The organism is Parasphingopyxis marina (assembly GCF_014237875.1).
GTDB classification, from domain to species: Bacteria; Pseudomonadota; Alphaproteobacteria; order Sphingomonadales; family Sphingomonadaceae; genus Parasphingopyxis; species Parasphingopyxis marina.
Map to the genome: position 1 here is coordinate 143117 of NZ_JACJVJ010000003.1, position 16233 is coordinate 159349.

The 16233-nt window shown below is 64.0% G+C and carries 12 protein-coding genes; 4 read left to right on the top strand and 8 right to left on the bottom strand.

What is annotated here, in order from left to right; all coding sequences use genetic code 11:
- The first annotated feature begins 11 nt into the window (after positions 1-11).
- The gene (locus H6P80_RS16755; protein ID WP_185802277.1) at positions 12-1202 is read left to right on the top strand and encodes an acyl-CoA dehydrogenase family protein; all 1191 of its coding nucleotides are present in this window, start codon (positions 12-14) and stop codon (positions 1200-1202) included.
- Positions 1203-1215: 13 nt separating this feature from the next.
- Here the strand turns inward: H6P80_RS16755 and H6P80_RS16760 are convergent, their stop codons facing one another.
- The 8 genes from H6P80_RS16760 to H6P80_RS15275 form a co-directional block, all read right to left on the bottom strand.
- Positions 1216-2448 (bottom strand): acetyl-CoA hydrolase/transferase family protein, encoded by a 1233-nt coding sequence (locus tag H6P80_RS16760; RefSeq protein WP_185802278.1) that lies wholly within the window; start codon positions 2446-2448, stop codon positions 1216-1218.
- 15 nt (positions 2449-2463) lie between these two features.
- The gene (locus H6P80_RS15245) at positions 2464-3648 is read right to left on the bottom strand and encodes a cytochrome P450 (RefSeq protein ID WP_185802279.1); all 1185 of its coding nucleotides are present in this window, start codon (positions 3646-3648) and stop codon (positions 2464-2466) included.
- A gap of 13 nt (positions 3649-3661) precedes the next feature.
- On the bottom strand, positions 3662-4480 hold the full coding sequence (locus H6P80_RS15250) for an enoyl-CoA hydratase-related protein (RefSeq protein ID WP_185802280.1): 819 nt from the start codon (positions 4478-4480) through the stop codon (positions 3662-3664).
- Complete coding sequence (locus H6P80_RS15255; protein ID WP_185802281.1) at positions 4477-5520, bottom strand: acyl-CoA dehydrogenase; 1044 nt, start codon at positions 5518-5520, stop codon at positions 4477-4479. Before H6P80_RS15255 ends, H6P80_RS15250 begins: the two co-directional genes overlap by 4 nt.
- A complete protein-coding gene (locus H6P80_RS15260) occupies positions 5517-6665 on the bottom strand; it encodes an acyl-CoA dehydrogenase family protein (protein ID WP_185802282.1) in 1149 nt (382 codons plus the stop codon). The genes H6P80_RS15255 and H6P80_RS15260 overlap by 4 nt, the downstream gene beginning before the upstream one ends.
- A 158-nt stretch (positions 6666-6823) precedes the next feature.
- Entirely contained in the window at positions 6824-7597 is a 774-nt protein-coding gene (locus H6P80_RS15265; RefSeq protein WP_185802283.1) for an SDR family NAD(P)-dependent oxidoreductase, read from the bottom strand.
- A 32-nt stretch (positions 7598-7629) separates the two neighbouring features.
- Positions 7630-8829, bottom strand: a complete 1200-nt coding sequence (locus H6P80_RS15270; protein WP_185802284.1) for an acetyl-CoA acetyltransferase — start codon at positions 8827-8829, stop codon at positions 7630-7632.
- A complete protein-coding gene (locus H6P80_RS15275) occupies positions 8822-10318 on the bottom strand; it encodes a 3-oxoacyl-[acyl-carrier-protein] synthase III C-terminal domain-containing protein (RefSeq protein WP_185802285.1) in 1497 nt (498 codons plus the stop codon). The genes H6P80_RS15270 and H6P80_RS15275 overlap by 8 nt, the downstream gene beginning before the upstream one ends.
- 516 nt (positions 10319-10834) lie before the next feature.
- Here H6P80_RS15275 and H6P80_RS15280 point away from each other — a divergent pair.
- From H6P80_RS15280 to H6P80_RS15290, 3 genes are all read left to right on the top strand, one after another.
- Positions 10835-13303, top strand: a complete 2469-nt coding sequence (locus H6P80_RS15280; protein WP_185802286.1) for a TonB-dependent receptor — start codon at positions 10835-10837, stop codon at positions 13301-13303.
- A 296-nt stretch (positions 13304-13599) separates the two neighbouring features.
- Entirely contained in the window at positions 13600-14661 is a 1062-nt protein-coding gene (locus H6P80_RS15285; protein WP_185802287.1) for a DUF7065 domain-containing protein, read from the top strand.
- A 9-nt stretch (positions 14662-14670) separates the two neighbouring features.
- Positions 14671-16161: a phosphotransferase family protein gene (locus tag H6P80_RS15290; protein ID WP_185802288.1), complete on the top strand. Its 1491-nt coding sequence runs from the start codon at positions 14671-14673 to the stop codon at positions 16159-16161.
- The last annotated feature ends 72 nt before the right edge of the window (positions 16162-16233 follow it).

Genomic DNA, 16233 nt, shown 5'->3' on the forward strand with positions numbered 1-16233 from the left:
GGGATGCGTAAGTGGATTTTGATTTCGACGCCGATCAGCAGGCCTTTATCGCCGAGGTCCGGGTTTTTCTGAACGAAGTGCGGCAATGGCCGGACGCCGCCGAAATCATGTGTCCCGAGCGGGAATCGGATTCGATCCTTGCCGATACGCCGGCGCGCAAGGCTTTCAATCGCGAGCTGGCGAAGCGCGGCTATCTGGGGCTGTCTTGGCCGAGGGAATATGGCGGCCAGGAACGTCCCGGCATATACGAATATCTCCTCAACGAGGAATTGTCCCGCGTCGGCGCGCCGCTGATTGGCAAGGGCGTGGGCTGCGTCGGTCAAACGTTGATTTCCCACGGATCGGAAAAGCTCAAGCAGGAATTCCTTCCGAAGATACTGCGGGCCGAGATCGAGTTTGCGCTCGGCTATTCGGAGCCGCACGCCGGTTCGGACCTTGCCGCGCTCAAGCTCAAGGCCGAGCGCGTCGACGGCGGCTGGCGATTGAACGGTCAGAAGATGTTCACGACCTCAGCCCATTTCGCGGATTGGTACTGGCTCGCCGCCCGCACCGATTTCGAAGCCCCCAAGCACAAGGGAATCAGTCTTTTCCTCGTGCCGATGGATCAGCCGGGAATAACCATCCACCCGATCGAGACTATGGGCGAGCACGTCACCAACCAGGTTTTCATCGACGATGTGTTTGTCGGTGACGACTATCTCGTCGGCGAGGTCGACCGGGGCTGGACCTATATCTGCGAGGCGCTCGATTACGAACGGTTTACCTTCTACACGTTCAGCCCGCTCGAGGAGAAGCTGAAGGCATTGAAGGAGACGCTCCGGAATACGCGTCGCGACGGCGACCGGGTGATCGACGTGCCGCATGTGCGACGGCGCATGGCGCGGCTGATCGCCGAAGTCGAAACCTCCAAGATGCTACAGCGGCGAGTGATCTACGCGGCATCGCTTGGACGCGTGCCCACGGTGGAAGCGGCGATGTGCAAGCTCTACAGCACCGGCCTGCATCAGCGCCTTGCGGATTTCGCGCTCGATGCGCTGGGTCCGGAAGGGCTCCTGCACAAGGCCGATCACGCCGCCCCGGCCGCCGGCAAGTGGGAGTGGTCCTATCGCGCGACCGCGCTCGATACGATCGGCGCGGGGACGTCCGAGATCCAGAAGAACATCATCGCGCGTCGCGAACTGGAATTACCGCTTACCAACTGAAATTCGGTTCGGCCTAGGCGATGCATCTCGCGAGATCGTTCCGGGCGAACGGCGCGGCGATCTCGACCAGCGCCCTCGCGCGCTCCTCCACGCTCTTGCCGCCGAGTTCGGCGATCCCGTGTTCGGTCACGACAAAATCGACATCAGTCCGCGGTACGGTGACGGGAGTATCGGCATCGAGCCTCCCGACGATGCGGGAGAGCGCGCCACTCCTGTCGGTCGAGGGGAGGGCGACGATTGAACAGCCCCCTTGCGAACGGTGGCTGGCGGAGGAAAAATCCGGAAGGCCGCCGGGCGCGCTTACGAAGTGATCACCGATCTTCTCGGCATTCGCCTGGCCGAGCAGATCCACCTGCAGGGCGGAATTGACGGCAATCAACCCATCGATCCGGGCGAGCGTTGCCGGGTTGTGCGTATAGTCGACCGGCAACAGTCGGAAGTCGGAACGGCCGTCGAGCCAGGCATAGAAAGGCGCCGACCCCAAGACGGTCGCGCAGGTTATCGGGTATTCCGGATCCGTCGATCCCGCCTCGACAAGATCGCGAATATCGCCCGTGACCAGACCGGAATGGATGCGCAGCCGCTTGCGGTTTCGGAGCATGCCGAAGAGCCGGCCCGGGACCTTGCCGATACCGACCTGTATCGTCGCGCCGTCTCCGATCAGCCGTGCGACATGGCCGGCGATGGCCAGGGCGACGGGATCGTCGATTCGACCGGATTCCGCGATTTCGAGCGGAGGGGTTTCGTCGAGAAAGGCGTGGCTGAACCGATCGAGGTGCAGCGGGTCGCAGCCGGGCAGGCGGGGCATCGACGGGCAAAGCAGGGCGATCCTGCGATCGGCGACGGCCATCGCGGTTTCGGTGAATTCGGCGGAAAGGCCCGATGTGATGTAGCCCTTGTCGTCAGGCAGGCTGGTCGGCACGAATACGGTATCGGGCGCCGTAGACGCGATCTGAGCGGTAATGCCGAAATAGGTGGACAGCAGCTGGCGGTAGCTGTCGCCGAGCATGGGAGCCGGGAAAAAGCCGGTCACGTCCCTCGCATTGACGAGGGCAGCGCCGTCGAAGCGATTGATGCCCGCCACGCAGGTGGTCAGGATCGAGAGATGCGATACGGATGCGGGATCGTCCCGCACGAGGCGATCGAGGAGGCGCGGCTCGGCCGATGTTCCGAGCAGCAGAAGGCGATCGCTTTCGCGCAGCAGGGCGCAGGCCCTGTTTGCAGTCAGCGGTCGAAAACGCGTCACGGCGCCGGAGGCGGACTATCGGGGATCGAAACGTATCGGCATGGTGGAAAAGCCCTGGAGGAATTCGCCGCGGACGCGCGAGCAGCCTTCCTGATCGACCTCGAACTCTTCGATCGCACCGAGCATTTCCTCGAGGAGGATCCTACCCTCCAGTCTTGCGAGATGCTGGCCCAGGCAGAAATGGAGCCCGGTGCCGAAAGAGAGGTTGCGCCGCTGCCGCCGCCGGAGGTCGAATTTGTCGGGTTCGTCGAACTCGCGTTCGTCCCGGCAGGCGGCGGCATAGAGGAAGAGCACCGACTGCCCCGCCCGCATCGTCTGGCCGTGCAGCTCGACGTCCTGGGCGATGCGCCTGCCAAGGAGGTTGGTCGGCTGATCGAAGCGCGCCGCTTCCTCGAAAGCATCGGCGGCCAATGTGGGATCGTCGCGAAGCAGCGCCAGCTGCTCGGAATGCCGGTCGAGATAGTAGACCGCGCTTGCCGTGCTGAGCGGCACCGTATCCGAGCCGGTGATCACCATGGCGAAAATGCTGAAGAAGATTTGCTCGTCGGTGAGCTTCTCGCCGTCGATTTCGGCGTCGAGCCAGCTCACGATGTGGCTATGTTCGGCTGGCGGATTCCTGCGATACCGTTCGATCAGGCCGACGATGAATTCATGGGCTTCCACGAAAGCCTTTGCACCGCTCTCCGTGGTTCCGCGCACGCCGGGCTCGCGCAAGTAGAAGCGGTCGATGAGGCTGCGGATGTGCAGGATCTCTTCCAGTTCGAGCCCGATAAAGGCCGCGATGATGTCGAGCGCGGTCCTGCTCGACAGGGCGTAGACGTCGAGCTCCCCCGCTTCGAGCAACGGCGGAAGCAGTTTGCGCACGACGCCGCGTACATGATCGTCGAGGAAAGCGACTTTGTCCTTCAGATAGGAGCGGCCGATCAGCCCGCGATGCCGTCCATGTTCCGGTGGGTCCATGAACAGGAATACCCGCGGCGGAGGATCGCTGGCCAGGAACAGGGCGTCGGTCGACGTGCCGTGGACGGCGGTATAGGATTTGCGATCCATGCTCGCCTGCCAGACGTCCTCGAATCGCGACAACGCCCAGCTATCGAGGTCCTCGATATAATAGGCCGGCGCTTCCTCCTGCATCCTTCGATAGGTCGGCCAGGGATCGGACCAGAGGCTTTCGTCGTAGGGAGAATAGCGGAGCGTCATGTCTTCGGACCTTTCATCGGGTCTTGCTGGACAAGGCGGCGACGGCCGCGGCAACCGCCGCGTCATGTTCGCTGCCGTGATGGGCGAGCGCCTGGAGGCTCGCGCAGTGATCGAGAAAATCGTCGAGCGGCGTATGGCCGCTCAAGCGGAGCAACTGCTTGGCGAGCCGCAGCGCCCTGGGCGGCTGGCGGGCGAAACTGGCGGCGAGCGACTGTGCGCGCCCGGCCAGCGTTTCGGGTTCGCAAAGCTCCATGAACAGGCCGAATTCATGGGCTTCGGCCGCTTCGACGATCCGGCCGGAATAGGTCATTTCCGCGGCGCGCTGCGGGCCGATGACGCGGGGCAGGAACCAGGCGCCGCCGTCGCCGGGAACGATGCCCAGAGTGACGAAGGATTCGGCGACCTTCGCGCGCGTCGAGCCCAGGCGGATATCGCACATGCACGCAAGATCGAGCCCCGCCCCGATGGCGGCGCCGTTTACCGCTGCGACGACCGGCACCTCGACCCGGTAGACGGCCCGGCTCATTTCCTGAATGCCCCGACGATAGGCATTACGGATTTCGGCGGGCTCGCCGCCGAACATGCCCGTCTTTTCGGCCATGTTCTTGATGTTGCCGCCGGCCGAAAAGGCGCGGCCATCGCCGGTAATGACAAGCGCGCCGACCCGTTCGTCCTCGCTTGCCCAGTTGCAGGTGGCGATGATGTCGTCGATCAGCGCGGTGCCGGTCAGAATGTTGCGGACGTCGTCGCGGCACAAGTGCAATGTCGCCACGCCGTCTTCGATGTCGAGCGTGCTGTCGCGGCATTCGGGAAGGGGAAGGGCCGTCGTCATTCGTTTCTCTTCCGTTCGGTTTCGAGCAGCCGATCGCTGCGATCGGTCAGCCAATGCCAGAGCGGCTTCGGCCGTTCGGCCAGAGCGATCCGGCCGACGGTTCGCGCCCAATAGGTCTCGTTGCCGAAATCCCGGCCCCAGGCCCGCGCCCGCAACGTGAAGGCGTGGAGCGCATATTCGCGCGTGAAACCGATGGCGCCGTGTACCTGATGGGCGATATCGGCGGCGATGTCGGCGGCTCTGCTCGCCCGCCATTTCGCCGCGGCGATTTCGAAACCGGCCTCGCCGAGCGTCGCCGATTGGCAGGCGCTCGCCGCGGCGCATGACGCAGCTGCGTTTTCCTCGGCGAGGATGGCGAGCTGGTGCTGGATCGCCTGGAAACGGGCAAGCGGCCGGCCGAACTGGCGGCGTTCGCGGACGTGATCGATGGCGAGGATAAGCATGGTCTCGATCGCGCCGGCGATCTGGCAGGCGCGTAGCAGGGCCGCTTCGGCGAAGAACATGGCCGTGCCTTCGGAGAGTGGGCCGTCGGCTATCGGATCGAGCGCGTGGAAGACGAGACTGGCGCGCGGATCGCCCGACAGAAGATTGCGCTCCCTTGTTTCGGCCCCGGCTGCGTCGAGCAGCGACCAGCGGTCGGGCCGCAGGAGCAGGATCCAGTCCGCCCGATCCGTCCAGGGCAGGTCGTTCAGCGTCGTCGCGCTTTCGTCCGGTCCTTCCTTCGCAAAGGCGAACAGGCCCACGCCTTCGGGAGCCTTATGACCGATACGGCCGAGCCAGGCCCGGGCAAGCACGGTTTCGCCGAGCGGCAAGCCGAGACCGTGCGCGCCCAGGGCCCTGAAGACCACGCCCGCATCTTCCCAGTCGCCGCCGAAGCCTCCGGCTTCCTCCGGGATCATGAGCAGTGGCAGGCCGATCGCTTCGATCGATTGCCAGTGTCCGTCGAATTCCTTGCCGCCGTCTTCGCGTGCCCCGACCTCGGCGAGGTTCGCGAAGAGCCTGTCGACCGTTTCCGTCAGTATGGTTCGCCGGTCGTTCATCTGAGACCGAGCCCCCGGGCGATGATACCGCGCAGAATCTCGCGAGTTCCGCCTCTCAACGAAAAGCTCGGCGACGCGGCCGTCAGATAGGATAGCGTCTCGCGCAGGTCTCCGTCGTCATGCCCCCACGCGTCGTCATCGTAAGCGGCTTGCAGGTCGCGCGGGACGGACTGCTCGAACCGGGCGCCGAGATCCTTCACGATCGACGCCTCGATCATCGGATTTTCCCCCGATTCGAGCTTGGCCGCCACGGCGAGCGACATCTGCCGCAGCGTCCATAGCTCGGCCGCCCAGGCTCCGGTCAGTGCAGTCAGGGTATTGCCCGGTTGGTCGCAAAGCGTCGCCAGCAGCTGTTCGATCAGGACATGGCTGCTCAGAAAGCGTTCGGGGCCGCTGCGTTCGAGCGCGAGTTCGGCGGTAACCTGGTTCCAGCCTTCGCCTTCCTGGCCGAGCAGCTGTTCTGCGGGAACGAAGACGTCGTCGAGGAATATTTCGCAGAAATGCGCGTCGCCCGTCTGGTCCTCGATCGGGCGGACGGTGACGCCGGGCGAGGCGAGCTCGATGACGAGCTGACTGAATCCTGCGTGACGGTCGTCGCCTGCATCTGCGCCGGTGCGAACGAGCGCGATCATGTAGTGGCAGTGCTGGGCGTGCGTCGTCCAGATCTTCGAACCGTTAACGCGCCAGCCGCCTTCGGTGGCGGTCGCGCGGGTGCGGAGCGATGCGAGATCCGATCCGGCTCCGGGCTCGCTCATGCCGATGCAGAAATAGAGCTCGCCCGCGGCGATACGCGGCAGCATGTCCGCCTTCAACGCCTCGTTGCCATAGCGCAATAGCAGCGCGCCGCTTTGCCGGTCGGCAATCCAGTGCGCGGCGACGGGCGCCCCCGCGGCGAGCAGCTCTTCCACGACCGCATATCGCTCGAGCTGGCTGGCGCCCCGGCCGCCCAGCTCTTCAGGCCACGTCATCCCGATCCAGCCGCGCTGGCCCAGGGCACGGCTGAACTCCTCGTCCCAGCCGGACCAGCTACGAGCACGACGGGCGGGCGTCATGCCCTTGACCGAGGAAGCGAAAAAGGCACGCAATTCCGCGCGCAGGCCAGCGGCGGCTGGCGCCGTTCTGATGGGAGGAAAGTTCGGTGTCATTGCTATGTGCTTCCCTGCCGGCCTAGGACTCCCTCCTTGGCCTGATGCCCGTTGCCCTGCGGTTGTCGCCGGATTCGAGAGCTATCGAAGCCGGTCGTCACCAACACCTCGCATTGGGCTCACTTGTCGTGAGGAGGGCCGAGGACACGGGCATCGCTTCAGGTCGCGATGTGGAAGCCGCCATCGACCGAGAGATGCTGGCCGGTGACGTAGCTCGCCGCGTCGGTAAGGAAGAACCAGGTCGCAGGTGCCACTTCCGCGGGCGTCGCGAAGCGTCGGAGCGGAATCTGGGCCAGATAGCGGTCGCGGAACCGTTCGTTCCGGATCGTGTCCGTCATCGGCGTTTCGACGACGCCGTAGCAGATGCTGTTGACCGTGATGTTGTGCCGCGCCCATTCGCGCGCCGCGCTCATCGTCAATCCGAGCACGCCGGATTTCGCCGCGCCGTAGTTGATCTGGCCGATCGTGCCGCGGCGCCCCGCATCGGACGAGATATTGGCGATGCGGCCGGGGGCGGGATCGCCTTTTTCCGCCTTTTCGATGAGCGCGCGGCCCACGGCGCGCAGGCACAGAAAGGCGCCGGTGAGATTGACGTCGATCACCTGCTGCCAGTCTTCCAGCGTCATTTCGTGCGCCATCGCGGCGCGGACGATGCCGGCATTGTTGACCAGCCCGTGCAGGTCGCCGAACCGGGCGAACGTGTCCGTTACGACGGTGTCGACCTCGGCCTCCACCGCGACATTGGCGGCGGCGCATTCGAGGTTCGGATTGTCGATCTCAGCCTTGGTCTGTTCCAACACCTTGGCATTGATGTCGACGAGCATAATGTTGGCGCCGCGCTCGAGCCCGAATTCGGCAAGCGCCCGGCCCACGCCTTGCGCGCCGCCGGTGACGATATAGGTGCGGCCTTCTAGCCCGAAGGAATCGTTCATCTCAGTCTCTCGTTTTTGAGGGGGGCGCGCGATCAGCAGGTTCCGATGACGGAAATGCTGCAGACATTCTTATTGGGGAAGCCGCCCAGATTGTGGGTCAAGCCGAGCTTCGGAGCGTCGAGCTGGCGCTCGCCGGCCTTGCCGCGGAGTTGCTGGTATATTTCGTAGACCATCCGCAGCCCGGTGGCGCCGATCGGATGGCCGAAACATTTGAGGCCGCCGTCGATATTGCAGGGCACCTGGCCGTCGGCGTCGAACGTGCCGGCGAGCACCTCGCGCCAGCCATGGCCGACATCGGCGAGCCCCAGATCTTCCATCGTCACGAGCTCGGTGATCGAGAAACAGTCGTGCACCTCGATCAGGTCGAGCTCTTCGCGCGGGTTGGTGATGCCGGCCTCGCGATAGGCGCGCTGCGAGGCAATACGCGTCGTCAGCGCATAGCTTCCGTCCCATTCGTCAAAGCCGATTTCGGAGCCGTTGCTGAGCGCGAGCTGCATCGACTTGACGGTCACGAGCGGGCCGTCGCCGCCGATTTTCTCGGCAATAGCGGGCGTGGTGACGATCGCGCAGGCCGATCCGTCGCTAACCCCGCAGCAATCGAACAGGCCGAGCGGATAGGCGATCATCGGCGCCTTGAGAATCTTCTCCTTGTCGATGCGGCTGCGCAGATGCGCCTTGGGGTTCTTCGCGCCGTTCTCGTGGCTCTTCCACGAAACATGGGCCATGGCTTCCTTGAGCTGGTCCATTTCGATGCCATGGGCCGCGACATAGGCGCTCGCGAACTGGGCGAAGCTGCCCGGCGCGGTGATGCTGGGGAACCACAGGTCCTCGAACGTGCCCTTTGTGCGTTCGGGCAGGCCGCCATAGCCGGTGTCCTTGAGCTTCTCGACCCCCAGCGCTAGCGCGATGTCATAGGCGCCCGATGCCACACCGTAGACGGCACCGCGGAGCGCCTCGGTTCCGGTCGCACACATATTCTCGACGCGGGTCGCCGCGATGTTGGGGAGGCGCAGGGTCGAGGTCAGCGACAGAGCCGACTTGCCGGGCCCCTGATCGTCCGATGACAGGCCGTACCAGGCCGCCTCGATCCGGTCGCGTTCGATATTCGCGTCGGTGAGGGCCTCGCCGAACGCTTCGACTATCAGGTCCTCGGCGCTGCAATCCCAGCGCTCGCCGAAGCGAGAACAGCCCATGCCCAATATGGCGACCTTGTCGCGAATGCCTTCAGCCATGGGAAGCCCCTTCCATTTCCTTGTCGGCGGTGGTGTGTGTCGAGAGCTCGCGCGGGGGGACGGCCTTCCAGCAATAGCGGCGGAAACCACGCCGATCGTCGACGTCCTTGAGGCGGAACTGCATCGCCAGGGGCGCGCCGACGGCGAGCTCGCTTGGCTCGAAATCGCTGAATTCGAGCATCGCGACACCGCCACCCGCGAAGCGGACGTTCCCGTACATGAGCGGTGGATTGAACGAGAGCGCCAGCCAGTCTTCGGTGAAGGATTTCACGGACGCCGGCTTGTCGGCGAAAGGCTCGGAAACCTGCGAATCCGTAGCCCGGCAACCGGGGTTCACGCACACTCGGCTTTTCGGGAATTGCGGCGTACCGCATGCCGTGCAGCGGCCGCCGATACACCCGGTTACGGTGTCGCGGTGGCGGAAAAAGGCCGATTGCGCCGTGCGGTTGTCGCGTTCGGCACGCATGCCCCAGTCCATCGAGACATGGCCGTTGAAGGAGAGGAAGCGGAGATAGTTCCCGTCCTCGACGCCGTCCGCCAGCATGGCATCCGCGCCGGTCATCCCGGACGCCCTGCCGATTGTGTCGGTTGCACGAAAGAGCAGGGCCTCGGCTCCCTGCCCATAGCCGAGGAGGAGAATGAACTCGCCCGGTGCCGCGGACTGGAGGGCCTTGGTCAGCAACAGCAGGGGATGGGCGGTGCCGGTATCGCCGCATTCGGCGTGAAGGTCTGGCGTCACCGCGCCCTCGGGGATACCGCAATGTTTCGCTATCGTTCGCGCATTGCGGTTTCCGAGGCCCGCCGCGACGAAATGCGCGATGTTCTCGCCCCCGATCCCGGCATCTTCGATCAGGCCGCGGATGGGCCCGGGGACGATATGCAACAGCCCTGCGTCCCTCGCCCAGCGTTCCTCGAGTTGATAATCGAACTGGGCGTCTGACGAACGATAGTGGTCGGTGAAATCCACCGAAACGGCGCGGCGCGCCACAAACTCCGCGAGCGGATCGCCTTCGCCGACGACGATGGCGGCGGCCGCGTCGCCGATGCGAAGCTCTTGCGGGCCGCCCGGCCGCGTCAGGCGCTTGTCCGCGGCGACGACCAGCGTCTCGCCCGGGCGTTCGAGCGCCATGCGCAGCGCGCCGACGCCGGCCTTGAGCGATCCGCCCATATCGGCGGTGCAGGTGTTTTCGGACAGCGACGCGGCTTCGGCGATCACGCCGGCATTCTGGCGATCGGCGAACGGCATCGTGGTCGAGGCGAAGACGAGCATGTCCGGGGCGTTGTCTTCCGGGCGCTCGGCCAGCGCATACCGGGCCGCCGCCACGGCCATCGTCAGGCTGTCCTCGTCGTGCGAGCAGATCGCCTTGTGGCCGTGAGCGGTCGCGGCGAGGCCCGGATTGGCCCAACTGTTCGCCGAGCAGATCGTCCGTCGCGCCAGCCGGCGACGCGGAACATAGGCGCCGAACGAAATGATTCCGCGTTGCTGCAATGCGATCTCCTGTGCGCTTTGGGCCAAATCGCGCAGGGCCCGGATTTTCGTCTCGGGCCGGTCGCGGCGATGAATGGCCTTGCTCGCTAAACCGAGCCCGGCTCAGCTTGAACTCGCATCGATACGCATTGGCGCGGCCGTGTTCGGCGCGCCGTTGTCGCCGAATTCCCGTTCCAAATTGTTGTGATCGCCACCCCGGCCGGCGCCTTGCGCGAGAGCGCATAGCAATCGTCGAACGACTGCGTCGTCGGAGCCGCGGGCGAGCGGATGTCGACGCTATGATCCGCGTTCCGACGACGTATATGAATGTCGGGCGCCAGGATGAGAATGAACGCCCTTGCGATGGCGCGATTTTCCCGGAAGCCGGGAGGTTCGAAGAGAAGATTTCTACATGAGCGTTATATGAGCATGAACGAGTGGCTTTTGAAATCTCATGCCGGTCTAAAACTCCGCATCCCGCAGTTGCTCTAAGAAAAATTTCAAAGCAAAAAAATTCCGGGAGGGGAGATCGCTACTATGGGCTATCAAGGAAATTGCGCTATCGGCCGCAAGAGCGTTCGGCGCGGCTCGTGCTCGTCCAAGGCATTCATCCTGGCACTGGGCCTGGGTTTCGGCCTCGCGCCGCAGTCTGCGCTGGCCAATGACGAGGCGCAGGCCGGTAATCAGGGGCAGAACGCAGGAGCCGGCCCGCCGGTCGCCGCCGATGCCGGTCAGGACATCGGCCTGGGCGCGATCGTCGTCACCGCGAGGCGAGTGTCGGAGCTTCTCCAGGAATCGCCTGTCGCCGTAACCGCAATGAGCGGGGAGGAACTGGAATCCCGCTCTCTCAGAAACATCACGGACATCGGTGGCACTGTCCCCAACCTTACGCTGACCGGCGGTGCGCCCAATGGCGGCGGCAGCAACAGCAGCGTCATCTTCATCAGGGGCGTCGGACAGACCGACTTCCTTCCCACCACCGATTCCGGCGTGGCGATCTACGTGGACGGCGTGAATTTCTCCCGCTCGGTCGGATCGGTGGTCGACCTGCTCGATCTCGAGCGTCTGGAAGTCTTGCGAGGGCCGCAGGGCACGCTGTTCGGGCGCAATACGATCGGCGGCGTGATCAACCTCGTGTCCTCCCGGCCGCGCAGCGAACTGGGGGGCTATGTCGAAGCGACGATCGGCAATTACGATCGCACCGATTTCAGAACCGTTCTCGACATCCCGATGGCCTCCAATCTCAACAGCCGGTTTGCGGTGTCGTACAACCGGCGCGACGGCTACGCCGATGTGAGGGCGTGGGATTTCGCGACGTCGACGCCGGGCAGGGTCGTCGATGATCGCGGCGACCAGAACCGGCTGTCGGTGCGCGCCATTTTCGACTGGCAGGCCAGCGACAATTTCAACGCGACCCTGGCGATGGACTATGCCCATTCGCGCGAAAATCCCGCTCCGGTGAACTTGCTCGAATATACCGGCGGTCCGAAGCCGGTTCCGGCGCTGGGCGACCTGTGGAATGGTCTGGTCGGAATCCCCAACGGCACGCCGATGAGCACGGCGTTCATCTCGGACGACGTGGACACGACGTTCGGGATACAGAATGCGGTGAACGATCTCGATCAGGGCGGCGTGGCGCTCACGCTCGAACTCGACGTCGGAGCCGCGACGCTCAAATCGATATCGAGCTATCGGGTTGTCGACGCGCTGTTCGGCCGCGACGGCGACGGCTCACCGATCGACTGGCAAAGCACGCTCAACGATCAGCATAACGAGCAGCTCAGCCAGGAATTCAGTATCGCTGGCACGGGCTTCGACGATCGCCTGACCTGGACCGCAGGTCTATTCTATCTCAACGAAGACAATACCGATCGCAACCACATCATCGTCACGCCGGGCCTCTATTCCGCGCTGGAGGCGCTGCCCGGCCAGTTGCCCAATCCGGTCAACACCAGCTGTGCGCCGCCCTGGATCGCGCCCGGCTGTCCTGGCAACCCGATCAACGTGTCTCTCGACATCGATCTTGCAGCCTACAACAGGGTGCAGAGCGAAAGCTACGGGATCTTCGGCCAGGCGAGCTTCTCCCTGACCGACGCACTGAGGCTGACCGTGGGCATGCGGTATTCCTACGACAAGAAGGATTATACGCTCGAACACCGTCGTCAGGTCAGCAACACCTTCGTCGTTCCGCTGACCAATCTGAACGACAGTTGGGACGCGTTCACGCCGATGGTCAGTCTCGACTATCAGGTGACCGACGACCTGCTTTTGTACGGGTCCTTCGCCAGCGGCTACAAGAGCGGCGGGTTCAACGGCCGGCCCCTCAGCGCGGCGGAAGCGCAGTCATTCGACCCCGAATATGTCGATTCGTTCGAAGTCGGTTTCAAGTCACAATGGTTCGACAATCGCCTGCGTTTGAACGTGGCGGCGTTTCTGAGCCGCTATAAGGACATGCAGTTCAGCGCGAATGTCTTCAATCCGGATACCGGCAACCTCGAACTCATCATCGACAATGTGGGCAGGGCCGATATCACCGGCGTCGAAGTCGAGCTGGAGGCAAGGCCCGTGCCGGCGCTGTCGATCCGGGGCTCCTTGGGCTACACGCACTTCAACATCACGGACCTGACCGCGGACGTGCCGGGCGTGACCGCCGATTCGCAGCAGCCCTTCACCCCGCGCTGGACCGGCAGCTTGGGCGTCGCCTATGACTGGGCGATCGGCGACGGCAATCTGAACACGCGGATCGACTGGACGTATCAGTCCGACAGTTTCGCGGACATCCAGAATACGCCCTCGCTCGTGCACCAGGCGTCCAATCTATTCAACGCGCGGATGACGTACACGCCGCCCGACGAGAATTGGGATTTCTCGGTCTGGGTGACCAACCTGACCAATGAACGATTTGTCGCGACCGGCGTGCAGACGCTGGACAGCTTCGGGCATGTGGAAGGGACCTACAATCCGCCTCGGATGTGGGGCCTGACCGTGCGACGGCAAATTTACTAGGGTGAGACTTGGCGCGAAAGCATGCCCTCGCCTTGGAGAGGTCGTTGATTGAAGCAGGGAGAATCCGAAAAACGCGCAGCACAGGCCTTGCCGCCGCAGCGATGGATATTGACGGGCCCGCTATCGAGATAGCCGGCCCGTCATGTTCGCATATCGCGGGGGACTGGAGACGCTCACGACCTTATTCCTTGGCGCACCATCGACGGCTATTGCGCACTCCGGCGCCCGGCCACGGCGATACGGCGCCCCCCCCCTCCGCCCCGATCCGGGTCCCCGATCACGAAAAGGAAGTCCGCATGATTGAGAACAAGCTTTTGAATCCGTCCAATGTCGATCCCGTCATGGAACTGCCCCATGCCGCGCAGGACATCCCGCTGTGGACCGAATATTGCTATTTCTTCGGCTACGATCCGGAAGCGCAGATGGGGGTTTCGATCCACGCCGGCAGGGAACCGTCGGATACGAGCATCTGGCGCGCGACGATCTCGATCTACCTGCCGGGCGAGAACCTGCTCGTTGCGAAATATTGCGGCCGCGACGGGCATGCGCGCGGTGCCGGCGCCGGCCCGCTTCGCGTCACCTGCGTGGAGCCGATGCGCCTTTGGACGGTGGAGTTCGACGGCCTGTGCCAGGCGACCACCCGATCCGCTTCCACGAACGCAGCCCATCCCGATTCGCCCAGCGAACTCGTCAAATTCTTCCTGACGTTCGAGGGCGCGGCGCCGTTCTGGGACATGAACGCGCTCATGCAGAACCAGAGCTGGGCGTCCTATCACTGGGAACAGATCTGCAGCATTAAGGGGCAGCTGACGGTCGGCGGGAAGACGACAAACATTTCGGCGATGGGCGTGCGCGACCATTCCAGCGGTCCGCGCGACTATGGCCCGCTGCTTTCGAATTTCTGGGTGAACGCGTTGTTCCCGGACGGTGCGGCGCTGCACGGCGTCAATAGCCGCTGCGAAGAGGAAGGCACCGAAATCAGGATGGGCTACATCTTCCGCAATGACGGCTCGCCGCTCGAAAATTGCGAGCTCGTCGAATTGCCGCACGTCTGTACGCTGGATACGCCCGCCGGCAGCGTAGCCAGGGATCCGCTTACCGATCCCGACGTGCGGAAGTTTCGTTTCGTTCTCAATACGAAGGACGGGCTCGAGGAAGTGGAGGGCGAATTGCTGCACACCGCTTCGACGACCTATCTTTCGCCCAATGACGAGCTGCTCGGCACCGATTTCACCCAGCTGACCAAGGGGCAGCCCAAGGCCTCCCAGCTTGCCGAATCGCCGGCGCGTTTTACCTGGCGCGGGCAGACGGGCTATGGTGGCGTTGAGCGGATCGCTCGTCTCGTGGCACTCAAATAGGCGGATATCTTGTTCCCGAATATCAGCACCTATCTCCGGGGGATCGGCAGGGAGTTGCTGCAGATCGCGGACCGCGCCGAAAAGGCGGAGGACGCATCGAGCGCCGTCATGCAGCGGCGCATGGCGGAAACGCTGGTCAACCTCGTCGTGTATCAGGAACGCGGCGCCGAACTCGGTTCCACGGTCGCCCCGCGCCTGCTGGATCTGCTCGAAGAGATCGCCGGGCGTATGAAGGCGCTCTCGCTCGACGTGCCCGCCGGTGCGGCCGACCTGCTTTCGGGGAAGCGGACGGTCCCGGACGGCGGAAATCCGCTTCTCCTGTGTGAAGATGCCAGCGGCGCGATCGTCGAATGCCTCGCTGCGATCGGCGAGCGGAACTCGGATCCCGAGATTGCCGCGCTCGGCGAATGGGCGGGACAAGCCGCGAGCGCCGCCGAAGAAGAGGCGCGCGCCGCACGGTTCGAGGCTGCCGGAGCCGAACGCGCCGCCATGCCCGGCCTCGCCGATACGGCGGATAATGCCTCGATCACCGATGCGGTGCTTACCGCCTATCTGAAGGGGCAAGTGCCCGAATGCCCCGATATCCGGGCCGTCGATGTCAGGCGGCATGTCGGGATCAACACGAAGGAAATATTCTTCTTCGAGACGGCGGGCTGCCCGGACTGGCCCGAACAGGCCGTTTTGCGCCGCAACGGGGAGATCGACACCGTCGGCAATATCGTCGCCGACGAGATCGAGCTGCTGGAATTCCTTTATGCCGCCGGCGTCAGGATCGCCCGGCCCTTGCTCGCGGAAACCGACAGCCCGTTGATAGAACGCGCCTTCGTCATTTCCGAACGCGTGTCTGGCGGGACGCTGGATCTGGCGGCCCCGGGCAGGGATGCCACGCCCGCGGCGCTGGAGCTGGCGAGGCATCTGGGCAAGCTGCACTGTCTCGGCGCGAAGGGCATTCCCGAGTGCTATCGGCTCTATGGCGACGATGCGGAAGAGCGCACGCTCGCCATGGTCGACCGATTCTACCGCATGACCAAGGCCGCTGAATTCCAGCCTTCGCTCACCCAGGAAGCCGCCTTTGCCTGGCTGCGCGCGAATGTCGGCAGGATCGGACCGCAGACGGTGCTGGCGCATGGCGATTTCGATTTCCGCAACGTCCTGTTCGACGGCGACAGGCTCAGCGCGATCCTGGATTGGGAGCTCGCGCATGTCGGGCATCCGGCCGAGGATCTCGGTTATTGTCGCCCGCAGGTCGAGGCGATCATGGACTGGCAGGAATTTCTCGATGCCTATTACAAACATGGCGGCGTCGAGGTGCGCGACGAGGAAGTGCGTTATTTCGAAATCTATGGCGACGTGTTCCGCCTGTCGACGATGTACCCGGCGACCGCGAACTACCTGTCGGGCGAGAGTACCAGTTTCTTGATGGGGACGCTGGCGCTGATCGAATTCCAAGCCTTGATGAGCCGCCTGGCGAGTTTCTTGCAGCGCGAAGCCGGAATTTAGCGACTACCCAAATATCGGAACGACATGTCCGTCCGGATGCCTTCGTGGAAGCGAAGGGCTGTCGGCGGCTTT